Origin of the sequence: Streptomyces sp. NBC_01476, assembly GCF_036227265.1 — a bacterium.
GTDB lineage: Bacteria > Actinomycetota > Actinomycetes > Streptomycetales > Streptomycetaceae > Actinacidiphila.
Window position 1 is genome coordinate 2,354,474 of the sequence record NZ_CP109446.1, and the last position, 25,009, is coordinate 2,379,482.

The 25,009-nt window shown below is 68.4% G+C and carries 21 protein-coding genes; 12 read left to right on the forward strand and 9 right to left on the reverse strand.

The features are described from left to right. Nucleotides 1–46: 46 nt before the first annotated feature. From OG552_RS10485 to OG552_RS10540, 12 genes are all read left to right on the forward strand, one after another. The gene (locus OG552_RS10485; protein ID WP_329131551.1) at nucleotides 47–643 is read left to right on the forward strand and encodes a hypothetical protein; all 597 of its coding nucleotides are present in this window, start codon (nucleotides 47–49) and stop codon (nucleotides 641–643) included. Beyond that, on the forward strand, nucleotides 586–1,032 hold the full coding sequence (locus tag OG552_RS10490; RefSeq protein WP_329131552.1) for a hypothetical protein: 447 nt from the start codon (nucleotides 586–588) through the stop codon (nucleotides 1,030–1,032). The genes OG552_RS10485 and OG552_RS10490 overlap by 58 nt, the downstream gene beginning before the upstream one ends. 32 nt (nucleotides 1,033–1,064) lie before the next feature. Continuing rightward, complete coding sequence (locus OG552_RS10495) at nucleotides 1,065–6,206, forward strand: phage tail tape measure protein (RefSeq protein ID WP_329131554.1); 5,142 nt, start codon at nucleotides 1,065–1,067, stop codon at nucleotides 6,204–6,206. Continuing rightward, a complete protein-coding gene (locus OG552_RS10500; protein WP_329131556.1) occupies nucleotides 6,199–7,095 on the forward strand; it encodes a hypothetical protein in 897 nt (298 codons plus the stop codon). The genes OG552_RS10495 and OG552_RS10500 overlap by 8 nt, the downstream gene beginning before the upstream one ends. 55 nt (nucleotides 7,096–7,150) lie before the next feature. Continuing rightward, nucleotides 7,151–8,050, forward strand: coding sequence for a hypothetical protein (locus tag OG552_RS10505; protein WP_329131558.1), 900 nt, complete (start codon nucleotides 7,151–7,153; stop codon nucleotides 8,048–8,050). A gap of 23 nt (nucleotides 8,051–8,073) precedes the next feature. Beyond that, nucleotides 8,074–9,153, forward strand: a complete 1,080-nt coding sequence (locus tag OG552_RS10510; protein WP_329131560.1) for a hypothetical protein — start codon at nucleotides 8,074–8,076, stop codon at nucleotides 9,151–9,153. After that, a complete protein-coding gene (locus OG552_RS10515; protein ID WP_329131562.1) occupies nucleotides 9,150–10,652 on the forward strand; it encodes a hypothetical protein in 1,503 nt (500 codons plus the stop codon). The genes OG552_RS10510 and OG552_RS10515 overlap by 4 nt, the downstream gene beginning before the upstream one ends. A 141-nt stretch (nucleotides 10,653–10,793) precedes the next feature. Then, nucleotides 10,794–11,615 (forward strand): hypothetical protein, encoded by an 822-nt coding sequence (locus tag OG552_RS10520; protein WP_329131564.1) that lies wholly within the window; start codon nucleotides 10,794–10,796, stop codon nucleotides 11,613–11,615. Then, entirely contained in the window at nucleotides 11,612–13,075 is a 1,464-nt protein-coding gene (locus OG552_RS10525; RefSeq protein ID WP_329131566.1) for a peptidoglycan-binding protein, read from the forward strand. Before OG552_RS10520 ends, OG552_RS10525 begins: the two co-directional genes overlap by 4 nt. Before the next feature lie 29 nt (nucleotides 13,076–13,104). Further along, nucleotides 13,105–13,473: a hypothetical protein gene (locus OG552_RS10530; RefSeq protein ID WP_329131568.1), complete on the forward strand. Its 369-nt coding sequence runs from the start codon at nucleotides 13,105–13,107 to the stop codon at nucleotides 13,471–13,473. A gap of 423 nt (nucleotides 13,474–13,896) precedes the next feature. Next, a complete protein-coding gene (locus tag OG552_RS10535) occupies nucleotides 13,897–14,283 on the forward strand; it encodes a hypothetical protein (RefSeq protein ID WP_329131569.1) in 387 nt (128 codons plus the stop codon). 1 nt (nucleotide 14,284) lies between these two features. Beyond that, nucleotides 14,285–15,952, forward strand: coding sequence for a hypothetical protein (locus OG552_RS10540; protein ID WP_329131570.1), 1,668 nt, complete (start codon nucleotides 14,285–14,287; stop codon nucleotides 15,950–15,952). A 35-nt stretch (nucleotides 15,953–15,987) separates the two neighbouring features. Here the strand turns inward: OG552_RS10540 and OG552_RS10545 are convergent, their stop codons facing one another. The 9 genes from OG552_RS10545 to OG552_RS10585 form a co-directional block, all read right to left on the reverse strand. Next, nucleotides 15,988–16,638, reverse strand: a complete 651-nt coding sequence (locus OG552_RS10545; RefSeq protein ID WP_329131571.1) for a WhiB family transcriptional regulator — start codon at nucleotides 16,636–16,638, stop codon at nucleotides 15,988–15,990. 253 nt (nucleotides 16,639–16,891) lie between these two features. Continuing rightward, on the reverse strand, nucleotides 16,892–17,140 hold the full coding sequence (locus tag OG552_RS10550) for a hypothetical protein (RefSeq protein WP_329131574.1): 249 nt from the start codon (nucleotides 17,138–17,140) through the stop codon (nucleotides 16,892–16,894). A 45-nt stretch (nucleotides 17,141–17,185) separates the two neighbouring features. Beyond that, nucleotides 17,186–18,679, reverse strand: coding sequence for a glycosyltransferase family 2 protein (locus OG552_RS10555; RefSeq protein ID WP_329131576.1), 1,494 nt, complete (start codon nucleotides 18,677–18,679; stop codon nucleotides 17,186–17,188). A gap of 56 nt (nucleotides 18,680–18,735) precedes the next feature. Continuing rightward, complete coding sequence (locus OG552_RS10560) at nucleotides 18,736–18,891, reverse strand: hypothetical protein (protein ID WP_329131578.1); 156 nt, start codon at nucleotides 18,889–18,891, stop codon at nucleotides 18,736–18,738. A gap of 149 nt (nucleotides 18,892–19,040) precedes the next feature. Beyond that, nucleotides 19,041–19,694, reverse strand: coding sequence for a restriction endonuclease (locus OG552_RS10565; protein ID WP_329131580.1), 654 nt, complete (start codon nucleotides 19,692–19,694; stop codon nucleotides 19,041–19,043). Continuing rightward, nucleotides 19,694–20,197 (reverse strand): hypothetical protein, encoded by a 504-nt coding sequence (locus OG552_RS10570; protein WP_329131583.1) that lies wholly within the window; start codon nucleotides 20,195–20,197, stop codon nucleotides 19,694–19,696. Before OG552_RS10570 ends, OG552_RS10565 begins: the two co-directional genes overlap by 1 nt. An 8-nt stretch (nucleotides 20,198–20,205) precedes the next feature. Continuing rightward, a complete protein-coding gene (locus OG552_RS10575; protein WP_329131584.1) occupies nucleotides 20,206–22,278 on the reverse strand; it encodes a hypothetical protein in 2,073 nt (690 codons plus the stop codon). A gap of 34 nt (nucleotides 22,279–22,312) precedes the next feature. Beyond that, on the reverse strand, nucleotides 22,313–23,134 hold the full coding sequence (locus tag OG552_RS10580; RefSeq protein WP_329131586.1) for a hypothetical protein: 822 nt from the start codon (nucleotides 23,132–23,134) through the stop codon (nucleotides 22,313–22,315). A gap of 763 nt (nucleotides 23,135–23,897) precedes the next feature. Next, complete coding sequence (locus OG552_RS10585; protein ID WP_329131588.1) at nucleotides 23,898–24,668, reverse strand: GIY-YIG nuclease family protein; 771 nt, start codon at nucleotides 24,666–24,668, stop codon at nucleotides 23,898–23,900. Between the last annotated feature and the right edge of the window lie 341 nt (nucleotides 24,669–25,009).

Consider the following 25,009-nt stretch of genomic DNA (forward strand, 5'->3'; position numbering starts at 1 on the left):
GCGCCCGGCCGGGTCACCCCCTTCCCTGACGGAGGACCGACCCCACATGACCACCTCAAACACGAAGACGGCTACCGCCCCAGCGCAGCCTGACCCGCCGGCCGCGGCCGTGGCCCTCGACGCCCACTGGGCGGCCAAACGCGAACGCCTCCAGAGCCGCACCAACGCCACCGCGAAGCTGAGGATTTGCGACGACGAAGACCTCAAGGACGACCTCGCCGAAGCCCAGCGGACCCACCGCCAAGCCGAGGCCCTGGTCGAGGCGCTCACCGAGGACCCGTCCAGTTCGGACCGGCTGGCCGACGCGAAGAAGGCCCTCGCCGCGTGCGGAAGGGCCGTTCAGAAGGCACAGGCCGCCGTGGATGGGGCCAGTACCTTCCTGGTCTTCCGAGCCCTCCCCAGGCCCGAGTACGAGGCCCTCATCAAGGCCCACCCTCCGACAGAAGAGCAGGCCGAAGAAGGCGAGCCGTGGAACATCGACACGCTCGCCCCCGCCCTGATCTCCGCGGCATCCGTGGATGGCATGCCCGTCGAGGACGCCACCCACTACCTCGACACCTGGGGGCCGGCAGAGTCCATCGCCCTGTGGCAGGCCGCGTACTCCGTGCAGAACAAGAACCGCACAGACCTGGGAAAAGGCTGATCGCCGATGCCCGACTACGCGGAGAACTCGAACTGTGCGACCGGTGGGGGATCCCCCACTCGCAGTTCCTCGGCATCGGTGACGGCACCTGGACCCAACGCGACCGCGCGAAGGCCCTCGCCTACCGCGAGTACCTCACCGGCGTCTGCCCCCACTGCGGCACCCGCCCCGAGGAATGGGAGGGCGACGACGAAGCCTACGTCGCCGAAACATCTCTCTGCCTCGGCTGTGAGGCCATCGGCTACGCCCAAGCCGACATCCCCCAGACGAAACACGGCGCAAAGGTCGGGCTGCTGCCCTGGGCCGTCCACGCGGCACGGCAGGCCGAACGGGAACTGAAACGCGCAGACCGCAGGCCACGCCCCTGGGACAACGCACGGCTCGACTGACCAGCACCACCGGATGACAGAAGGGAGGGACCATGCCGAACTGGAACCTGTCAGTGGCGCTCCGGGCAACCGGAGACCTGCCGAAGACCCTCAAGGCCACCGCCAAAGACGCGCGGTCCCTCGACACCGCCCTGAAGTCCACAGTGAAAGAGGTCGGCAAGCTCGGCACCGAGTCCCGCACCGCCACGAAGGAAGTCAAGAAACTCGGCAGCACCTCACGGTCCACAGCCCGGGACATCGACACCCTCGCAGCATCAGCCCGGGCGGCGCAGCGGCAACTCGTCCTGATCGCCGGATCCTCCGGCGAGTCCCGCCGCAACATCGCGCTGCTCCGCACCGAGTCCAGGAACGCCGCCAACGACCTGCGGAGAATGAGTTCCCGGGTCAGCGTGACCATCCGCGACCTGGACCGGCTCGCCGCCGCCTCCCGAACAGCCCGCACCGCCGCGGCACGTATCGGCGACGACGGCACCCGATCCATGGGCCGCATGGACGGTGCAATCGGCCGGGTACGCGACCGGGCCGCCGGCCTGCTGACGCTGCTCGCCGGCGGGGCTCTCATCGCAGGCGCCGGGAAACTCGTTGAGAACGGCAACGAACTCAACCAGACACTCAACCAGTTCGGCGCCACATCCAACGCCACCAGAATGCAGATGGCCAGGGCCGGGGCCGTCGCCAACCAACTCGGTTCGGACCTGAAACTCCCCAAGGTGTCCGCCGTAGAAGCGGCCGACGCCATGGTCGAACTGTCCAAGGCAGGGTTTAGGACCGACCAGGCGATCGACTCCACAAGGGCCGCCCTGCTGCTGTCCGCCGCCGCACAGACCGACGCAGCAGACAGTGCGAAGTACCTCGGCGACATCATGGACCAGTTCGGCCTGTCCGCCGACCAGGCCAGCAAGACCGCCGACACCCTCGCCGCGACCGCGAACAACGCCTCCGGTGGCGTCAAGGACATCTACTACGCCATGTCCTACGCTGGCCCGGTTGCGCACGGACTCGGCATCGACATGCAGGACGCCGCCACCGGTGTCGGCATGCTCGCCAAGTCCGGCATCCTCGGATCCAAGGCCGGCACCGCACTGCGGGGAATCCTCACCAACCTCGCGAAACCCACCAATCAGATGTCGGACGGCCTGAAAACCCTCGGCATCAACGCGTGGGATGCCCAGGGCAACTTCAAGGGCCTCCGGTACGTCATCGACCAGCTCCACACCGCCCAGCAGAAACTCTCCCCGAAGGCTTTCACCGCCGCGGCCGGCAAGGCATTCGGGAAGCCCGCCCTGGCATCGGCTGTCGCCCTGGCGCACCAGGGAACCGAGTCCTTCGACGCCCTGAACATTGCGGTACGCCAGCAGGGTGCCGCCGCTGCTATCGCCGCAGCGCAGGGTAAGGGCCTTGCGGGTGCCATGGTGCAGCTCAAGACCCAGTCGAAGCAGACCGGCCTGGCGATCTACGACGGGATGGCGCCGGCGCTGGAGTACATCACCCGCGGGCTGACGAAGGGACTCGCCGAGTCCACGCCGTACCTGACGGCCTGGTTCAAGCACCTCAACTCGGCGGCCTACCTGTACGGCCCGGACCTGAAGAAGGAGTTCTCCGGGATCTTCTCCGGCATCGGACATGAGGCCCGTGGGCTTGGGGCGAGCTTCAAGGGCTTCGGAACCGAAGTCGCTGCTGACGCCCTGAACGTTCTACTGAACGCCGGCGAGGCTCTCGTCACCGTCCTGAAGAACGTGGTCCACGGTGCCGAACCCGTGGTGCACGCCCTGGGTGATATCGGTAAGGGCGGCGACGGGGTATCCACCGCCCTGGACACGGCAGTGTTCGCGTTCGACGCGACAGCGAAAGTCGTCGGTCAGGTGTCCGGTGTGCTGGGTCCGCTCGGCCGCCTCGTTGGGGCGCTGGTGCAGGACTTCAGCAGCCTTCCGGGGCCGGTGCAGTCAGCGATCCTCGCGATGCTCCTGGCGCGCCGTGTTGCCCCGGTGATGACCGGACTCGCTGGCACCGTCGGCGGTCGCCTTACGGGGTCGTTCCGGTCGTTCGGTGCGCAGATGGCCGTGCAGCGGACACTGGCGGCGTCCGCCGGCGTCAGCCTGTCCCGGTACGGGGCCGCGTTCGCGGTGCTTCAGACCCGCATCCCGGTCATCGGCCGGATCACAGACAGCTTCCGTACCGCCAGCACAACAGGCGGACGCTTCACGGGGACGCTGCGCGGCATCGGCGCCGCCGCCACAACGAGTCTCCGCTCTGGGATGAGTGGACTCGTCGGATTCCTCGGCGGACCGTGGGGCGTGGCGATCGCCGCCGGCACTGTCGCCCTCGGCTTCTGGGCCGCGGCACAGCAGAAGGCAGCGCAGGCCACTGCGGAACACAAGGCCAGCGTTTCGTCCCTCACCCAGGCGTTCCGTGACAGCAACGGTGCGATCAATGACGCTGTCCGCGAGCAGGCCGCGAACGTCCTCCAGACCACCAAGGTCAAGGGCGGGTACGGCGATCTTGTCACGATCCTCGGGAAGGCCGGCTACAGCCTCAAGGACACCACCGACGCGTACCTGGGCCAGGGAACCTCGCTGAAGACCGTCGCCACCAGGCTCGACGCAATGTCGAAAGCGTCCGACAAGGCCGCCATGAGCCAGAAGAGGCGGTCCAGGGGCCAGGACGCCGACATCAAGGCCGGCTTGCAGTACAGCGCCGCTGCTGATGCCGTCCGGGATTTGATCGGCGAGTCCGATGAGGCCGCGAAGAAAGCACGCGACCTGAACTCGGCGATCAAGGGGACATCGGGTGGGACGTCCGCATACGACCGGCTGAAATCTGCGGTGAGTGACCTTTCCGATAGCACGTCCGACGCTGACTCCCGGACGAGGGCGTTGAAGCAGGCACTTGATCTGCTGTCCGGCGGGACGCTGGATTACCAGGCCGCCGAGGCGCAGATGAACCAGGCCATCAGCAACGCGAACGACCAGTTGGCTGACGGAGTGAACAAGGCGGAGGGGTACAAGAAGGCTCTCCTCAACACCAACGGCAGCATCAGCACCGTCACCAAGAACGGTCAGCAGCTCTACAGCAGCCTCACTGACATTGCCGACGGGGCCACCAATGCGGCGACCGCTGCGTTCTCTCTTGCCCAGTCTCAGGGCAAGGACCTGCCGACATCCATTGCCGCGGCTTCCAAGGAAATGCAGCGCGGCCGTGACGCGGCGATCAAGCTGTCTGGTCAGTACGGAATCACTGGGGACGACGCGAAGAAAGTCGCGGACTCCATGGGGCTCATTCCCGGGCAGGTTGCGATCCTCCTGGAAACCCAGGGAGTTGATGGCGTCATGGCGGAACTCCTCGCGGTGCAGGCGCAGATCAAGCAGACCCCAGGGAAGAAGACCATCACCGTTGATGCGTTGTCGGCGGACGCCCAGACGGCACTGAAAAACCTCGGGTACAAGATCCGCATGATCCCGGGGACGCGCCAGTTCCAGCTGACCGTACCAACGGGCACAGCGAAGTCTGCCATCGACAGCCTCCAGCGGTACATCAACTCCATTCCCAGTCACAAAACTGTCACCGTCACCATCAACGGGGTCAAGACCGGCGTCGACCCGAAGGCGTACTACTCGCAGGGCCCGCACAAAACCAACGCCAACGGATCCGTCACCGACTACTACGCCTCCGGTGGCATGCGCGAACGCCACGTCGCGCAACTCGCACCGGCCGGCGCCATGCGAGTGTGGGCCGAGCCGGAGACCGACGGCGAAGGGTATGTTCCATTCGCCAGGTCCAAGCGGCCCCGCTCGCGCGCCATCACCGAGGAGATCGTGCGCCGGCTTGGCGGTGACCCGTCGGCGATCCAGTGGAACGCCAACGGCTCGGTCACCGCATTCGACTCCGGCGGGTTCTCCTACTCACCGTCAGACCCGGCCCGGTCCCTCAGCGACGTGCAGTCCGGATACGACAGCTGGCACCAGCCCATCAGCCGCGACGACTACCTGAAAGCGATCAGGGCAGAGCAGAACGCCGTTGGATCACTGCGGACCGCAGAAGCACGCCTGCAGCAGGTCCGATCGCACAAGCACACCCACGCCGCCCTCGTATCGGCGGAGAACAGCGTCGCCAAGGCCCGCCGAACCGTCGCCACGGCCACGAACGCGGCGAACACCGCGGAGAAGCGTTACAAGCAGACATTCTCACTGACGGAGTGGTCCGGGACCCTCGGCGCCGCCGTCCGCGAAAGCAAGTCCTACGAGGCGTCCCTGTCCCGGATTGCGTCCCGGGGCGGATCGGACATCATCGACCAGCTGCGGAGCATGGGAACCGAGGGCGCCGACATGGTTGCCGCCCTCGCGAAGGCATCCACCAAGCAGTTCAACAGCATCGTCGCGAACCTGCGGCGCCTCGGACCTCTTGCGAAGGCAACCCTCGCGGACTACACCTCGCAGATCAACGCCTCCAACAAGGTGTCCACCACCTTCGAGGCGAACCTGTCGAAACTCGCCGGGCAGGGGTACGGGGCGCTCGCCGCGCAACTCGCCGGGCAGGGCGACGACGCGGCGCAGGCCATTGCCGCCCAGGCGGTGAAGAACAAGACAGCCGCGGCGAAGGCGAACGCGTCCGCGAAGGCCGCCGGGAACGCTCTGTCGTCCGATCAGCTCGCCGAACTGGTGCAGATCATCGGATCGGTGTCATCGAACAAGGTCGGCATTCACACGGTCGCGGACGCCACCGGCATTGAGGAAGACGAGATCGTCACCGTCGCCGGGAAGGCCGCCTCGCAGATCAAGACTGCGCTCGGGTCTAGGTCCTCGAAGTTCCTCGCTGACCTGGCGCGCGCCCAGAAGGGCCTCAGCTACGACAACGGGGGGATCAGGCCCGGGATCTACAGCACGACCGCCGGCGCGCTCACGTTCGCCGAGCCGTCCACCGGCGGTGAGGGGTTCGTTCCACTCGGCCAGAACAAGCGGCCACAGGCCATGCGCGTGATGTACGACATCGCGCACCGATTCGGTCTGGGCCTCACCGCCGCCGGGTCGGCTGGAGGAGTCACGGTCATCCGGCAGGAAGGCGACACCCACATCAGCGTGTCCACAGTCCGCACAGGCGCAACGGGGTCCGACATTGGCGCGCAGGTCGCCCGCTCTTACCGGCGGGCCAAACGGGGAGGGGTGAACGCACGTGGTTGACCTCGTCGACTGGCAGTACGACCTCGCGGGCGCGCTCATGGGCGCCGGCACAAGCATCAACGTGATCGAAACATCCGGTCTGGGCAGGCCCCCGGTCCGCGACAACGACGTGCCCCAGCCCAGCGCCGACGGGGTGTTCGTGGGCCCCGACTACTGGGACGCGAGGCAAGTCCAGTTCGACGCGGCCATCAAAACCCCCGCCGACCCGCAGGCGGCCCACGATGTCCTCGCAGCCCTGCAGGCCGGGGCCGTCGACCCAGCGGTTCGCCTCGCGGGCGGGGAAACGATCCCGCTGCGGATCAAGCGTCCCGGCCGGCCCACAAAGGTCCTCTACGGGCGCGTCCGAAAGGTCGACGCCGAGTTCGCGCAGGTCATCTACGGCTACGTCCCGCTCGACATCGAGTTCATTGCCGGCGACCCCCTGTTCTACGGCGACACCGACCAGACCGTGGAGATTCCCCTCGGGTGGCTGTCGGGCGGCGGGTTCACCGCACCGGTGGCCGCTCCGATCCTCGTCACCGCAGCATCCGGGGCAGCCGACCGGCCTGGGTGGGTGACCAACGACGGCGACACCGACACCTACCCGCTCATCCGCATCACCGGCCCGTGCTCGAACGTCACGATCATCCACGCGGAGTCAGGAAGGACCCTCGCCCTGCCAACGCTGGCGCTCACCGCAGGCCAGTGGGTGGAGCTCGACGCGCGGCCCGGGCGCGTCAGCGTGGTCCGGGAGAACGGCGGCAACGCGGAAGCGTTCCTCTCCGCCGCCTCCCGCCTGGACCAGTTCTCGCTACCCGCCGGCCAGAGCGAACTGAGATGGACCGCCGTCGACCCGACCAACACGTCCCGGCTGCGCCTGACCTGGCGTCCGGCCTACCAGGCGCTATGAACAGGAGATACACGCAATGACGCTGTTCCAGGCGCCTATCTTGACGAATGGGTCGATGCACAGTGCGCAGCAGTTCCGGATGCTGGTCCGGGACCTCGCCAACGGAGCCGAGGGAATCACCCAGGGCGACGACCTGAAGGTCACCGCCCTGGGGACACCTGGGGCCGCCGTACAGGTCGGCGACGGATCGGGGGTAGTCCGCGGCAAGGCCAACTCGTTCCAGGGGTCCTACTCGGCCTGCAACATCGGGTCTGCGACCGTATCGATCGCATCCACCGGTGGATCACCGCGGTCCGACATGGTCGTGCTGCGCATCCTCGACCCCCAGTACGAGGGGAGCCTCGACCCGGCAACCGACCAGATCATGTTCTTCGACGTGATCAGCAACGTCGGATCGACCGCAACCGTGGTACCTGGCGGGTACACCGCGATCCCCCTGGCCCGCATCGACATCCCCGCGTCCACGTCCACCATCACCTCCGGAATGATCACCGACATCCGGCAGTGCGCCAACCCCCGCCGCAACCGAACCCTGTGGACGTACTCGCCGACCGCGGCCCTCGTGGAGATCTCAGGATCATCCGGAACGTTCTCCTACTGGTCGAACGTCGCCGGGTGGAACATCCCCGTCCCGGACTGGGCAACCACCGTAAAGATCGTCCTCACGATCTGCCAGATCCGCTACTCCACCGCGGACTTCTTCGGGAACCTCAGCGCCACCTTCGGCGCCTCCCTGTCCCTGCAGAACACCGTCCTCGACGACAACAACGGAACTGGCGTCCGCCGGTCCACCGTCGTCGTAGCCGACACCCTCACCATCCCCAGCGCCTACCGGGGAACCAGTCAACTACTACGCCCCAGGGCGGCCGGCGGGGGCGGCAACGGCGGCCACGTCGGCATGGACACCGGGGTGACGCTGGTCGCCGACGTGGAGTTCACCGAGGCGCCCCGCTGATGGCCGCGAACAACCTCCGGGTCATGACGCGGCACGCCCTCACCGGCGAGTGGCTGTCCAAGGCGCTTCCCCTGACGGACCCCGAGTTCGGCCCTGAACTATCCGGACCCGGGTCACTGTCCGGGACCCTCGCACCGCACCTCATCCACTCCAACAGCACCCTCACCGACCCCGGAACCACCGAGATCTACGTCGAGGAAGACGGCCAGATCACCTGGGGCGGACTCGTCTGGGACGCCCGGCCCCAGGGCAGCACCTACGCGATCGAAGCAGCCTCGTGGCCGTCCTACCTGATGCACCGCATCGACCTCGACGGGAACCTCGGTGGCCGCGGCCCCTACGCCAACGCCGACCCCTGCCAGGTCCTGCGGGACGTCTGGGCCTACGCCCAGTCCATCCCCGACGGGGACCTCGACGTGGTCGTGGATGCCACCACCAGCACCGCGAAGATCGGTACCACCTCCGAGCCCTACGCCTTCCCCTGGTGGGAGTTCCCCGTCCTCGGCGACAAAGTCGACGACATCGTGTCCGGTCAGGCCATGCCCGAATACACGGCTGTTACGACCTGGAACGCCGACCGGACGGCCCCTGTGAAACGGATCGCACTCGGGTGGCCGCGTCTTGGCCGGCGCCGAACAGACATCAGCTTCGCCACCGGAATCAACATCATCGAAGACCCAGAAGTGCCCCTCGCCGGGGACGACTACGCCCAGGTCGTCGTCGCTAACGGACTCGGTGACGGATCAGCGAAGCGCCGCGCCATCAGCGCCGTCCGCAATGGCCGGCTACGCCTCGAACGCGTCCTGGACGTCCCCGACATCTCCGCCACCGATGTACTCGCCACCCGGGCAGACCAGGAACGGGCCTTCCGGGAAGTCCTCGGAACCGTCGAAGAGATCACCGTCCGCCACACCCCGTCCGCACCGATCGGGTCCTGGCAGATCGGAGACGACGTGCAGGTCCGTGTCAACAACGACTGGATCTCCTGGCGCGGCTGGTGCCGTATCACCGGGTGGACGAAGAAGCCCTCCGCTGACGGCGGGCCCCAGGCCGTGATCTCACTGCAGCCATCCGCCTCCTACGTATACGGGACCGCCGCATGACCACTGACATTGGGCGCCGCATCGCGTCCCTGGAAACCCGCCTGAAGAACATGGAACGGGCATCCCGGCTAGGATCTGCTTCCCTGGACGACACCGCACTGCAGGTCAAGGACGCCAACGGTAGTCTCCGGGCCCTGGTGGGGCAGCAGGCCGACGGAACGACCGCGGTGAACATCGTCAACGGCGGGCCCCCACCGGCTCCGTCCACGCCGACGGTGGCCCCGGCGCTCGGTGGCCTGGCTGTTGCCTGGGACGGCTCGTTTGCCGGGGACGCTGTGGCACCACTCGACTGGGCCCGGGTTGAGGTGCACGCCTCGCCCGTGTCGGGGTTCACCCCGTCCGCAACGACCCTGCAGGCGACGATTGAGACACCTCAGGGTGCCATCGTCTACATGCCGGCGGTGGCACCGCAGTACGTCGTCCTGGTAGCCAGGAACACGTCCGGTGCCGCGTCCGCGCCGACCACTCAGGCTGGACCGTATGAGCCGAGGGCTGTCGTGGATACCGATGTCGCCGACGGTTCGATCACCACAACGAAGATCGCAGACAACGCGATCACCACCCCGAAGATCCTTGCGGGCGCAATCCAGACGGCGCAACTGGCAGCGCTCTCGATCACAGCCGCGAAGCTCGCCGTCGGGTCTGTGGACGCCACTGCCCTGAAAGCCGACGCGATCACCGGTAAGACCATCACCGGCGGAACGATCGACGGCACCGTCATCACCGGCGGAACCATTCAGACATCCAACGCGGACCCCTCGGTTGTCATCACCGACGACAACTTCCTGCGGATCTACAACTCCAGCAGCGACTTGACCCTGGAAATCGGTGGCTCCCTCGGCAACCTGATCTCCTACTCGCAGTCCGGCGTCACCCTCGACTTCCAGGTCCAGAACGGCATCCTCTACCTCGGCGACGTCAGCGGATCCATCGGTCCGGCCGCGAACATCTTCGCTGAGGCCGACGGGAAGACCACGCAGATCCTCGGCAACTCGATCAGCGGAACCTACCCGGTGAAGATGCGCCTGCGCTCCGACGCCGCCAGGCCCATCGTGTCCTTCGACGACGGCGGCGGATCCCACCCGGTGGACATCACCACCACCGGAAACGCCATCGTCTCCGGGTACGTGTCCCACGGCACAACATGGCAGACCCCGTCTTACACCACCGGCTGGTCCGGGAACACCACCTACAACGGTGCCACCAACTGGCAGACCCTCCGCTACCGCATCGACGCAGAGGACAACCTGTGGCTTGTCGGCGCCTTCAAGGTCGCGTCCGGCGCCGGAACCACCATCGTCACCCTACCCACCGGGTACCGCCCCGCCACACAGTCGCCGCTGCCCTGCTTCAGCGTCCTCAGCGGCGCCTTCAGCATCTTCCCGCTCCTCGTCACAACCGGCGGCGCGGTCCTGGTGTCCGGCAGCTCAGGCGGATCCATCGCGGCAGGCCGCGAGTACCTCGTCAACGCGAAAGTCCCCCTCGGCAACATCACCTGACCGGGAAGCAGCGGGGGCAGTGACCAGCCCGCACCGATCTACGATCAGCAGCAGAAGGGCGACCCTCCGCCCCGTGTACGACTCCCCGAGGGACTACACCACGCGGCGGTCCGGGGCACGGGGAGATCACGGAGCAGCGCAGTGCCCCAGCCCTTTGTGCGCACCTACGACGTACACCCCAGGTTCGGCCGCCACCAGGTCCTCGACGCACGGACCCTGGCGTACCGCCGCTCCTACAGTGGCGAGCCCATCAAACCGGCCGACCACGAACCGAACCTCCCGGTCCTGGACCAGGAAGACCTGATCGACCAGGGGATCCGAACCAGCGAGCTCTTCCCCGGCCTGGACGACCTGCCGGCCCTCGGGTCCTGCGGCGGTAACTCCGGGACCGAGGTCGCCGCGGCGCTTCTCACCCCGGTGGAGGCGACCGCTGTCGGGCTGGACGTGACCGATGCGGTTGCGGCGGAGAAGTACGCGATCGGCGTGTACTCCGACGCGACCAAGCGCGACGAGTGGCACGACGTGCAGTTCCCCTCCGACGACTGCGGCACGTCGGGTCTCGCCATCGCGAAGGTCTTGAGGTCCCGTGGGATCTGCGACCAGTACGGCACCGCCACCACCGCCGAGGAGTTCGCCCGCGACATGGGACACGGAACGTGTCTCTTCGGGATGCCCTGGTACCAGGCGTGGTTCGAGCCCACCAGCTCTGCGTTGCTGGACGACGTGACCGGGTGGGAGAACTCCCCGATCGATGGCGGCCACCTGGTGACCGCGACCGCACTGGAGAAGGTGACCTTCACCAAGACCGGGGACCTGGACCCCAAGCGGACCATCGTGCGCCTCCGCAACCACTGGACCACGTCCTGGGGCGACGGCGGTTCGTTCCGCCTGTCCCTCGACCTGTACCAGCAGATCAGCGACCAGGTCGACATCATCCAGCCCCGACGGGAGCACGCGGCATGACCGACAAGACCAGCAAGACTGAGGACGCCCCTGAGGTCGACCCGCGGCGGTACCACGTAGCCGTCGACACCATCGACCTCAGCACAGGAGCGGTCAACTCCGCGTACCTGGGCGAGTGCGACCAGGCCCACGTCGACGAGGTCCGGGCGCTGGCGGCCATCCCGGCCGCCGGCAGGCTTCTGATCGAGTCCCCGCGGCAGTCCGGTGCGTTCTTCGTGGCCCGCGACGCCACACAGGGCAGTGACGGTGACCTCGACGTGTACGTTCCGGTCGACGCCGAGCCGTTCGAAGTACGGCAGCCGGAACCGACTCCTCGAGCTTCGGGACGCGGGGCGCGCACTGCCACGCGCGGGCCCGACTACATCGCTGGCGCAGTCCGGTTCGGGTCGCAGTCCATCGGCGGCGCCATGGACCACCCCGAGTCCGGGGCCCGGTTCACCTGGCACACCACAGAGTCCCCGGCCGGCGGCGACTACTTCTCCGGGGTCGCCGCATACCTGATCCGTGTCGCCTCCGAGCCGCAGGTCATCTACGACCCGCCGACCGACCGCGTCGGCCAGTTCGGTCCCCTCAGCAAGTCTGCCCGCGCCCTGAAGAACGACGCTTCCCGGCGCACCAACCGCGAGGGCCTCGTCAACATCCAGGTCGAAGTCCTCGGTTACGCCGCCAAGCCGTGGACGCAGGGCTTCGACCCGTCCAAGAAGGTCAACTGGCAGCGGCTCCTCGCCGCAGGGCGGGACTGGGGGATCCCCGACACCTGGCCGGCCGGTCCGCCTTCCAAGGCGAATCGCAACCGGGGAACGTGGCAGTCCAAGGCCGGTCACTACGGCCACATTCACGTGCCGGGAAACGACCACACCGACCCCGGGTCCATAGACGTCACCGTGGTCCCCGGGGCAGCAGACGACCCGAAGCCGGCCGACCCCACCGTGACGAACAGTTTCCCCGGAGCCGACCACTTCGGCCCGGGCAAGAACAACTCGTTCGTCACGCACCTCGGCCAGATGCTCGTCGCCCGCGGCGGGGGCCGCTTCTACAAGGACGGTCCAGGACCGAAGTGGTCCGACGCCGACAAGGACGCCACCGCCGCGTTCCAGAAGGCGCAGGGCTGGACCGGATCCGATGCCGACGGCATCCCGGGCCCAACTACGTGGGCGTACCTGACCGGTGGGAAGGGCAAGAACATCCCCCCGGCGGCGAAGCCGGCGACGCTGGAGCCGTACCCGGGTGACGGGTTCTTCCACGTGGGCCGCACCAGCCCGATCGTCACCGCGCTCGGACGCCGACTGGTCGCGCTCGGATTCGGCAAGCACTACAAGTCCGGTCCCGGACCGTCCTGGACCGAGGCCGACCGGAAGAACGTCGCGGACTACCAGCGCAGCAAGCCCGACTTGAAGGGCGACCCCGACGGCTACCCGGGCCCGAAGACATGGGCCGACCTGAAGATCCCCAAGCTCTGAACCCCACCAAAACCCGAGAACGGACAACCATGAAGATATTCGGCAGGGAACCCGTCTACATCCTGGCCGTCGCGGCCATCGCACTGAAGCTCGCCGCCGCATTCGGCCTGAACGTATCCGCCGACCAGCAGGCCATCATCAACACCGTGCTCGCCGCCATCGTCGGTGTCGCGTCGGCGGTCGTCCTCAAGACCGGAGCCGCCGGCGCCGCGATCCTCCAGTTCGCGCAGGCCGGCCTGGCACTGTTCGTCGGGTTCGGCCTGGACCTTTCCGCCGACCAGCAGTCGCTCGTCATGTCCGGTGTCTCCGCTGTCCTCGCTCTCGTGCTGCACCGCGAGGTCACCGCGCCCGTGCCCGCACTGCCGGTGGAGCAGCGTTCGCCGGTCAAGGCGGCCTGACCGTGCTCGGGGCGGCCCGGCGGTTGCGCGCCCGGCTGGGCCGCCGCGGAGCAATCCTCTGCCTCAAGGGGACAATCGCTGTCCTCTACGGGTACGGGCAACTCATCGAACCCATCCCCGACAAACGCGGCCTGCGACTGCTGCTGCACCTGATGCCCTCCCACGGGTGGGCCATCGCGTGGCTCACAGCTGGCGGGATTGCACTGCTGTGCGCGTTCCTCGGTGAAGGCAGGGACTGGCCCGGGTTCACTGCGGTGTGGCTGATCAGCGTGCCGTGGTCGCTCAGCTACCTCGCATCCTGGTGGCCCCTGGGAGACAACTCGCGGGGGTGGATAACAGCAGCGATCTTTGGCGCGTTCGGCCTGGTGTGCCTGGTGGTAGTCGGCTGGCGTGAGCCCGGCCGCGCAAGAACGGAGACTGCGCGTGAGCGCTGAAATGCTGACCGCCGTGAGCGCCATGGGCGTCGCCGGGGTGACAGCCGCCGGGGGAATCGTCACTGCCGTCGTCGGGCGCAGGCAACCGCGAGGTCAGCAACGCCGGGATGACTTCAAGCTGCTCAGCGAGCAGCACCACAAGGAGATCGGCCGGCTTGATCGCCGTGTGGACGAACTGGAGTCCGACGCCGAACGGGACCGGGAACGGGCAGACCGGGACCGGCAGAAGATCAACGGCCAAGAATACGCGCTGCGCTACCTCGCCGGATGGGTCCGCGACCTCGTGGGCTACATACGGCGCTCCGGCCTCGAACCTCCCCTGCCACCGCAGCCGATGCCGGAAGAAGTCCGGACCTACATCCACGAAGGGGTCTGACATGTCGTTCCCAGACGGTCTTCCCACGACCCTTCTCACCTACGCCGCCACCAACCCAGCGGGCGGCGACCCTGCAGAGGGGACGGTGCGCCTGGAACCGAACGTCCCCGCCATCACCGTCGAAGGATTCGGCCGGGTCTTCTCCGGCGCCGGCACGTACCGATTCAACGACGACGGTGACCTTGTTGACGCAGAGGGGAACGTCGGCGTCCGGGTCCTCCCCAACGACGTTCCCGGCACGAACCCACGGGGATGGTTGTGGCTGGTCACCGAGACCATCGGAGGGAAGAAACGCTCGTACTACATGGCAGTCTCCGCCGACCAGGAGGAAGCCGAATTGGACAGGCAGCAGCAAGTCGACCCCTCCTCCCCTCAGTACGTCCCGGTGGTCGGGCCGCGCGGTCCGCAAGGAGAGCAGGGCGAAAAGGGCGACACGGGGGAACCTGGCGGCGGCGGTACGGGAACCCCGTCATCCACGGTGGTCGCGCAGACAGCGTTCGGCGCGTCCTCGACGGCCGGTTCGGCCAGCGACTACTCCCGGGGAGACCACGCGCACGGGACACCGACTGCGCCAACGCTGGCCGGCCTGGGCGGGCTTGCGAAGGCCAGCAACCTGTCCGATGTCGCCTCCGTAGCGGCAGCCCGGACGAACCTGGGGCTTGGCACCGCAGCAGTCCAGCCGGCCAGCGCATTCGACACCGCGGGCTCGGCGGCATCGGCCCAATCGGCAGCCACCAGTGCAGCCGCCACCGACGCTACGGCGAAAGTCGCCGCTCACACCGCCTCGAATGATCCCCACGGCGACCGAGCAGCGGCAGGGGACGCCCTTGCGGCACACGCAGCCGACAGCACCAACATCCACGGCATCACCGACACTGCTGCCCTCGAAACCGGGGCCGGTTCCACCGCCAAGGTCGCTGCGCACGCCAGCGCCACGGACCCGCACGGCGACCGCGTCTGGGCCGGTGGGCAGTTCGACACGCTCGGTGCTGCCAACGCCGCACAAGCCGCCGCTGAGTCGTACACCGACAATGCCATCACCGGGGAAGCCGACCGGGCCGACATCGCATATGACTCCGCCGGGGCCGCGGCAGCAGCCCAGACCGCGGCGCAGGGGTACGCCGATGACGGGGATGCGGAAACTCTCACCGCGGCGAACGCCTACACCGACTCCCACGCAGGAGGCAGCGGTGGGGGCATCACCTCGGTTGCGGACGACCGCATCGACGAAGAGATCATCGTCCTGGTCAACGCACCGGCCTGGACACTCGTCACGACATCCGGCGGGATCATCATCGGCAAGTCCGTCCCCGCATCGGCCGGCGACCGGGTGTGGGTGTCACCGTCGTTCATGTACGCGGGCACCCAGTACCAGCTCGACCTGGCCGTCATGAAGGGCGACGGCAGCGGCGTCTCCCGCTACGCCTCATCCTCCGGCACCAGCGGATCACCGGGCCCTGAGGGGTACGCCCCGTTCTACACGCAGGCCACATCGTTCCCCCACGCCAGCGGAATCACCCAGTTCATCGTGGACGCCAGCGAGGTTGACGGCGGCGGGAACTTCACCGTCAACCTCGCCTACTCCGCCCCAAGCCTCAGCGGCGTCGACAACAAGATCTACGCAGGCGGCGGCTACCTCGGCCGCTGGCTCATGGCCAACATCGGATAGGCGCCGTCGTGACCGCCTCCAGGGACACGTCGGCGCTACGCGGCAAGCAGACCCGTGGACCGTTGAGGCATCACGGATACGGACGCCCGGCCGGTCGAGGAGCCGTTGAGGAACCGTTCCAGTCCAGGCAGCACCAACTGCACCCCGCGGGATCGGGCAACAGATGCCTGCCGCGACGGCACCGCGGCGATCAGCCGCCGCCGGTCGACCAGGACGAAAACCCCACCATCGAGGAGCCCAGCCCCTAGGCCGGCCCGCAGCAGGTCCATGCGAGTGGCCGTGCGCGGGTCTAGCCTGAGGAAGGTCACAAGCCTTGACCGGTGCCAGTTCGTTCGCGTCACATCCATGCCCGCCGCCCGCGCAACCATCTGCTGGCTGCGATGCCCGGCAAGCGCCCGTAGGACTCTCAGGTCGAGTTCAGTGACCGGGATGCGCGCTGGCTCAACTGGTTTCGCTGAGGCGGCGCGCCGACGGTCGAGAAGCAGGTCCCGTCGTTGCGCTGCCGTCATGCCGCCCCAGATGTTGAGGGGTTCCTCCGCGAGCGCGTAGTCGAGGCATGCCTGGCGGATGGGGCAGCGGTTGCAGAGGCCGAGCGCGGCCAGTTCGCGGAGGTGACGTTCGTCCTGGGTTTCGGTGTCCGAACTGACCCATGCGGTGAGCGGAACCGTTTCGTCTGCTGCGCTCATGGTGGGGAGTCCGGGCGCCGGCGAGCATGCGCGGTATGCCCACCAGCGGTGGTTTTCGAGTGGTGCTGCTGCAGTGGTTCCGTTCATGGCGCATCCTCCCGTTACGCGATCTAGTGTCCTACGTCAACGGCGCAGATTGGACCATTAGAGGGCCGAAAGGTGGGTTGTTCTTCTGGGCCACTTGGACGGCCGAACATGGAACCGCCCCCTGTCGCCTTCCGGCTGGCAGGGGGCGGTGTCGTTTCGTCCAGGGTCAGCGCCGTCGCATCATCCGCGCCATCCGCCCCGGCCTCTTGTTCATGCGCTTCCACAACTCGGGCCGGTGCGTGGCAATCAGGACTTCGAGCTCGGACGGGTCGAGGTGCTGGGCGGCGGTGTGAAGGCGTTGCGCGGCCACGGCCATGGTGACTCCGGCGCTGGTCACGGTCTCCCGGAATCCATGCGAGTCGATGGCATGCGCTGCCTGCTCGACGGATGTTCCCCTGTACAGCGGCTCGGTCATGCCCTCATTCTCCTCTGCTGGCGCGGGAGTGGTTGGTCTTTCGGGTCAGGTGCGGGCGTGTCGTGGGAGGTGGGTTTCGAGAGTGATCTCGGTGATGGGGTCGTAGAGCTTGGCGAGGGGCGCCGTGGCGCCGGTGATGACCGGGATGGGGGTCGTGGGGGCGTCCGGGTCGGTTCCTTGAACGCCGATGACGGTGGCCGGCGCGAGGTCGGGCTGGCCGGTGATGCCGACTTCGACCGTAGCGCGGGTGGACCACCCGGTCTTGAGGAACGTGAGCAGACCGGCGTACTGGAGGATCGAGCAAAGGAACACGTTCAGCAGGCTCGACAGGGGCGCCAGCGCGAACGACCCGAGCTGCGATGCGTAGGACTGGTCGGGGCGGCGAACCACTAGGTAGCGGACGGATCGAACGTAGGACAGGCCGGCCATGTAGATGAGGAACGGCACGGCCAAGCCGCGGGTTTCCACGGGGTGCACGATGAGGACGAGGGGCAGCACGAACGTGTACAGGGCGAAACTGGCGAACTGCCACAGCACCATGCCCCAGGCCGGTTTGGTGATGGGGAACGTCTTGATGAGCCACGTGCCACCCCAGAAGAACGACCTCCACCAGCGGATCCGCTGCCGCACCAGGTGGCTCATGCGCTCGGGGAGGAGGGTGTAGCCGATGGCGCGCTCTTGGATGACGGTTCGTCCCTCGAGGAGCGCGTAGCAGGTGAGCATGCGGTCGTCTCCGGAGGCGACGCGGCGGCCCCACACGGTTTGGGTGACGTACTGGTCCTGGTATTTGCGGACGACGTCGGCCCGGTAGAAGGCGAGCCCACCGCAGTTGACGACGACACTGCCCAACCGGGACCAGGCGGCGCGCCCGTTGAGGAACGACATCACGAAGCTGAGGTCCACCAGGCGGGTCAGGAGGTTCTTCGACTGGTTGAGGCACAGCAGCAGCCCGGCGACGGAGGTGACGTCGGTGCGGGAGAACGGGGCGATGCCCTCGGCGATAGCGTTGGGGTCGAGGACCGTGTCGGAGTCGAGGGTCACGAAGATGTCCGCTGTGGGGTCGGCGTCGAACGCCAGGACCTGTGCGGCGCGTTTCCCGATGGAACCGGTGACGGTGTATTCGACCTGCATGCCGGCCGGACTGGTGGCGGCCCACTGGTGGAATGCCCGCTGGCAGTCGGTGTTGGTGGACCCGTTGTCGATGATGTGCAACCGCTGCGGCAGCCGGGACTGGGCGGCCAGTGAGTCCAGCAGGGCCCGGAATGTGGTGGGGTCTTCGTTCTTCAGCGGGACGATCACGGTGACGCGGCGTTCATCCAGTTGCCGGGTCTGCCGGCGGGACGGGCGGACGTCGATGTGGGTGTGGGCGGCGATGAGGGAGAACGCGAGCCAGCAGAACCCGAGGGTGTCGATCGCGACGAGCCGGGAGGGCTGGTGGATGGTCTGCGCTATGTGGTGGTGGGCGTAGGCGGTGAGGGCTGCGGCGAGGATCAGGGCGTAGGCGAGGTAGCGGCGTCTGCCGGCTTCGTCGGAGTGCACGGGTTGGGGCTCCCCCTGTTGGGGCCCCGCCCCCAAGGGGGCGAGGCCGGTGGTGGTTAGCGGTGGCGGATGAGGTGCGCGGCGCGGAGGGCGAGGCCGCCGGCGAGGACGGTGCCGATGGCTATGGCGATCTGCCAGAACGGGGTGAAGGTGACGCCGCCGATGACGATGGCGAGTCCGCCGGTGCGGGCGAGCCCGGATCCGTAGTGCATGGGTTCTCCTGGTTCTGAGAGGGTTCGGGTTGAGTGAACCGGTTATGGGTGGGTGCCGGGGTGGTTGTTACGGTGCCGGAACATCCGCGCTCTGGCTAACTCACCTCTGGTGGGTGTTGGTGGTGGATCGGCCGAGCCACCGGTTGTGGTCAGTTCCAGGGCGGTCGTCCGCCGGCGGCCCAGTGGGCAAGGTCGTTGCTGTTGTACAGGCGCATGCCGACGCGCCGGGCCAGCTTTATGGCGTCGATGGTGTAGCTGGATGTGGTGACGATCGCGGCCTGCTGGCATCCGTGAATGTCGCGGTAGGTGCCGTTGACGCGCTGGACGTGGTCGGAGCCGACTTTGTTGTGCGGGGCGTACCGCTTGCACTGGATGAGGATGCGCTTGCCGCTGGGGGTGGTGGCGAGGACGTCGGCGGCGAGGTCTCCGGAGCCGCCGACGACGCGGACGCGGGTGCATCCGTCTCGGCGGCAGAGGGCAGCGGTCTGCTGCTCGAACTCGTCTGGGCTGGCGGTCAGGTATGCGTGGATGCTGGTGGGCGCTGTCCACCGGTGGCGGTGTGCGCGGATCCGGCCGGTGATGACCCGGGCCACGAAGTACGCGCCCGCCAGCAGGACCAGGGCCCCGACGGCCAGGGCTATGCCGCGGTGCTCGTTGACCCATCGGGCCGCCCCGATCGCGGCGAACAGGGCGAGGACGCTGCCGACGGCGATGAGGTCGTTGCGTTTCTGCCGGGCGGTCCGGCGCCGGCGCCGGACGGGCTGGCGCCGTGTGGCCGGCCTGCGCCGGGTGGGGGTGGCCATCACCGCCCCCGGTTGCTGCTGGTGGACCGGGAGTTGGCGGAGAAGCTGGGCGAGATGTTGTTGTTGACGGTGACGTTGACCGGGTTCCGTTTGGTGGTGCTGCCCTTGATGGCCGAGACGGCGATGCCGACGGTGGCTGTTGCTGCGGCGATCCCGAGGAAGGCCATGCCGATGCCGTGACCTGCCTGGTTGATGCCGTGCCCGTAGTGGCCGATGACACCGATCACTGCCGCGGTGGCGCCGCCGCCGGTGGCCATGCGGAGCGGCCACTTGTCGCGTTCGGCCGGGGCGGCGGGGGTGGGCTCGGTGGTCTTCTCGTAGCCGGGCGGGAGGTAGGCGAGGGCTCGGTCGCCGTTGGGGAGCATTGTCCAGACGGCGCCGGGCGGTGCGGGTGCGACCTGGGGTGGGGCGTCGGGGTGGCCGGGCGGGAACGCAGGGGTGTCGACCGGGGGCCGCCCGGTGAGGTCGGGGCGGAGCGCGGTGTACGGGTCGGTGGCGGGCATGACAGTCCTCAGGTCTGGTCGGGGCGGACGGCGTAGCGGCCGGTCTTGGGCCGGTGGATGCGCGGGTCGGCGTTGAGCCAGCGGGCGATGACGTCCGGGTGCGGGGGCTTGATGCCGGGGTGGCGCCGGGTGATGGTGTCGACGATCGCGGCGGGGCCGATGCCTGCCGGACCGGATCCGGCGACGATGTCGAAGACGATCTGCCGGCGCGGGTCTTCCCCGTCGGCGCCGGTGTCGGTGGGGGGCTGCCAGACGGCGCCGCCGCCGCGGAGGATGTCCTGGAACTGCTGTTCCAGGTCGGGGTCGCGGTTTCCGTTCTCGCCCATGGCGTCGTGGAGTTTCCGCTTGGCGGCTTCGGCGTCGTCGAGGGCGGCCTGGACGTCGGGCTTCATGTCGGGGGTGGGCTTGCCCCAGCTGTCGGTGACACCGGTTCCCTGGCGGGGCGCGGGCGTCTGCGGCTGGTCCGGCTCGGGCGCACTGGCGGTCGGGTTGGCGCCGAAGAGGTGCTCGGTGCCGTCCCACCGGTTGGCGTAGGCGTCGCCGGCGGCGCGCCGGGACAGGTCGTCGAGTTCGGGTCGCATCCCGGAGGTGGCCTTGACGATGTCGGCGATCTGCTCGGGCTTGAGGCGGTAGATCTTCACCGGCCGGGCCGGGTCGTCCTCCAGCTTGATGAACCCGCACCCGGGGTAGGGGGCGTCCTCGGGGCTGGCCTTGTCGTTCCAGCCGAACAGGTAGTTCATCTCTGTCTCATCGCTGCGCATCCCGATGCGCAGCGATGCCTGCTTGAGCAACTGGGGTTCGGACACCACGTCCTGGGTTGCCCGCAGCGCGGCGTTGAGGATGTTCACGGCGACCGCGCGGGCGATCTCCATGACCTGGACGAGGGTGTCGCCGACCCGGCGCAGGGTCTCGTCGCGGCGAGCTCGGGGGGAGAACAGTTCCGCGATCTCGTCGTTGTTGAGGGTGATCGCTGGCACGTCCGGGCCGACGGGCAGCTTGTCGTCGTTGGCGGCGATCTCCCGCTTCTTGTACCCGGGCTTGCGGGCCTTCGCGATCCGCAGCGCCGCCTCCGCCATGGCCAGGGCCTTCGCCGGGGTGTCGGCGACCCAGTCGATCGGCGGACGCCCGGGGCGCCCCGCGGCCTCCCATGCGTGGAGCCAGGGCAGGGCAAGACCGCCGCCGTTGAGGTCGATGACCCACGCCAGGTTGTCGGTCATGCGGACCTGGTTGGCGAGCTGCACGTTCATCAGGTTCGTTTTGCCGGAGCCGCGGCGGCCGACGTACAGCGCGGACCGCTGCCGCATGACCGGTGCGGCCTGCTCCCCGTCGCGGTATGCGCCGATCGGGGACGGGCCGTTGATCGTCAGAGGCGAGTAGTCCGGGGGGTAGTTGGCGTCGGCGATGAGGGCGTTCTCGGTGGACACGTTCAGGAGGACCGCGCCGCGGTGAACGCCGGGGCCGACCTCAATGCCGCAGCCCTCGGGGAGGCGCGCGTCGGAGGCGAGGGCGTCCGCGTAGCCGGCGAGGGTTTTCCACCGGCCGCCGCCGGGCCCGAACTCACCTTCGAGGGTGAACCCGGCACCGGTGTCCCAGTCTTCAACGCCGACGATCTGTACGACAGTGCCGGCGCAGACACGGGCGATGCGTTCCTGCCACTCCGTGGCCTTCGCTGCGCGCTTTCCGTCCAGGGACGAGCGTTTGGCTTCGGCCTCGGCTGCCGTCTTCTTCTCCGCTGCTTCGGCTTCGACGTGGTGGGCGCCGGCCATGGCCCCGCCGAGACCGAGGGTGCCGATGAGGAGAGATCCCAGGCTCCACTGCGTCCAGGGACTGTTGGCAATGGCGAAGGAGCACCAGGTGCCGGCGCCGAGCCAGGCTGCGGTGCGCATGGCCAAGGTGGTGCCGGTGACGCCCTTCCGGACCCCGGCGATGTGGGTGCCGAGCCAGCCGGCTGCCGCGGTGGCGGCTGCCCAGGACATGGGCATGCCGGCTTCGTTCCCGGCCCAGCCGATGGTCAGGGCGGTGAGGCCGCAGTTGATCGGGCCGGTGACGGGGCCGTGCCCGGCATCCCAGTCGAGTTTCACGAGGTGCTCCGAATCCAGTAGGTGAACGGGGTGGTCAGGAGAGGTTGGTGGTGACGTCCCACATGCGCTCGCCGGCTGCGCCCTTGCGGGGGTTGCGAAGACGGTTGAGGTCGACCTGGTGGAGGGACTCGAACGCGGGCCGCAGTTCGGATGCCATCTCGGCTGCCTTGAGCTGCAGGGAGTGGATCTGCCGCATCATTTCGATGATCTGCGGGGCGAGGGGCTGCCGGGCGTCGGCGTGCTCCACGGTGACTTTCATGGCCTCGGCGGTGAGGCGCAGGGCCTCTTCGAGGCCGGAGAAGTCCTCGCCGACCTGGAGCATCCCCTGGGGGTCGTAGTTCGCGGCGATGCGGGCCATTTCCATGGCGGGGGCGACGAAGTGGTGTCCGGGCATGCTGGTTCCTCCAGTGCTGGCAGTCGGGCTGCTGGTTGTGGTGGGGCGGCGAACGGTCGGGGCGACCACGGGCGGGGCGGCGGTGGGGGTGTTCTTGCCGGCGCGGTTCTTGCGGCGGCGCGCCCACACGTCCTTGAGGCGGGCCAGGGCGGCGTGCCTGTCGCGTTTTTTGATGCCAGTCCAGGCACCGGCGAGGATCGCCCGGATCCCGTCGTGCGCCGCACCGCGCAGGCGCCTTGCCCTGGCCGCCGCGGTCTTCCGGGCGCTTGTGCTGGCGTCGGCTTTCCATGCCTTCTTCGCTCCCCGGCCGATAGCTTTCGCCGCCCGGATCGCCGGGGATTTCGGCCCGAGGGTCTTGCGGGTGGCGGTGGCTGCACCACGACCGAGAGCGGCAGCGGCCCGCGCCGCCCGGGATGCGGCGGCCCGCAGCGTCGGCGACTTCTTCTTGTGGGACTTCGACAACCCGGCCCCGGAACCCCCGCCCGACCCAAGGCCGCCAGAACGGCCCACACCGGTACGGGTTCCCTTCTGCGACCCGGCGCCAGGACCCGTCCGCCCCAGCCCCGTCACGCCGCCACCAGGGCGCCGGGACGAACCCGAACCGGAACCCGAACCGAGGCCGGTGGAACCACCACCGAAAGCGCCACGGCGCGACCCTCCAGAGCGACCGCCACCCGATGCCGAACCCATCCCGCCCCACCCGGCCGTAGCGCTCCCGGAGCGGTGACCGCCACCGCTGTGCCGCGCCGCCAGGTTCCTCTTCACCGTCTTGCGGCGGCGGACAACAGCAGCGGTCGCCCCGGCGGCTGCGGCAACACCGGTGGCGGCGACAGCAGCGACGCCACCTGCCGCGTAGGCGGCGGTCGCGGCGAGGGCCGTTCCATTCCCCGCCGCCCCGAGAACGGGGGCCATCGGGACGCCCCGGCCGGTGCGCTTCCGCGACCGGGAGGACGACTTCGGGGGTTCCGGAACGGGCCACTCCGACGGCCAGGCCAGGACCGGCGAGGGCGGCGGTGCGGGCGTCTTCGGGGTGGTTGGGGGTGCCGCAACCGGGTCTGCCGGAGGGGCTGTTCGGGCGGCCACGGGGGTCTCCTTCGTGGGGCTGCTCCGACTCCGACCGGAGTCGGAGTCGGGCGCGGGTCTGGGAGAAGATCACTGATCAAGGGGGTGGTGGGGTCCGACTCCGACCGGTCGGAGTCGGGTCGGAGTCGGACCCCGGTCGGGTTCAGTCAAGGGCGGGTACGTCGGTCCGGTCCAAGATCTCGGTGCGGATGTTCTTCGCCGTGGAATCGGACACCAGGCCGAGCCCGGCGGCCTCTATGGCGGTGGCGAACTCATTCGCGGTGGGCTGCCTGCGGAGGCTCTTGAACTCCGCGTGGAAGATCGGACCGGCGAGCTCCACCCACTCGGTCATCGATCGGCGGGGTGCCCGCTTGGCGGCTTGTGAACGCCGGCCACGGGGATTCGCCCTGGTGGAACGCTTGCTCTTCGAACCGAGGTGATGCTTCGGCGCCTTGCTGGAGATGAAGTGGACGATGTCCGGCGTCAGCTCGAACCACTCGCTGTCGGCCACCCGGTGTGCACCGAACTTCGCATGCAACGCGCGTTCCAGATCCGTCCCGCCATGGAGCAGGAGCAGGAGCGCGTCCTCTCGCAACGACAACGACGAGACCCGCGTGAACAGGGACTTTGTGTATCCGATCTTGACCCGGCCGCCATTTGCCATGAAGTACACCAGCGCGGAATGAGGCTCGGCGGACGGCATGGCCGCCGCCTGCGCGCTGGCCACCAGGTGAGCCAGCGCCGGAGCCAGCGTCCTGGCCCCCACCGAACGCGCCTGTCGCAGCGCGCCGGCCAGCACTTCCGGCAGGATGCTCGCCGCAACCTGCAGTTTGTGCTCGTCGCACAGGCGGACCGGGGCCGTCAGGGTTGCGATGCGTGCGCAGGGGGCTTCGTCCTGCATTGCCTGGCAGTTCGGTTGATCGTTCGTGGTCATCAGCTTCCAGTCATCGGGCGGACGTTGTCGCTGCCGAGTGCGGCAAGCGCGGGGTTATCCTTCTCGATCTCCGCGCGGACCTTCTTCGCGAAGGCGGGGGAGACGTGCTTGGACTTGATCCGGATCAGCTCGGCAACCATCTCGGACTCGACGGGGCGCCGGCCGAGGGTGTCGTACAAGCCGCGGATGGCCGCCACTGCGGCGCTTCGGCTATCGCCCGTGCCGCTCCGCTTGGCTGCCGCCGTAGCGCTGCGGTGACGCTTCGCGGGATTGCCTTGCGGCGCTTCCGTAGCGGCCGTGGCGGTCGCTTCGTGGCGCTCCTGAACCGTCACCGTGGCGAT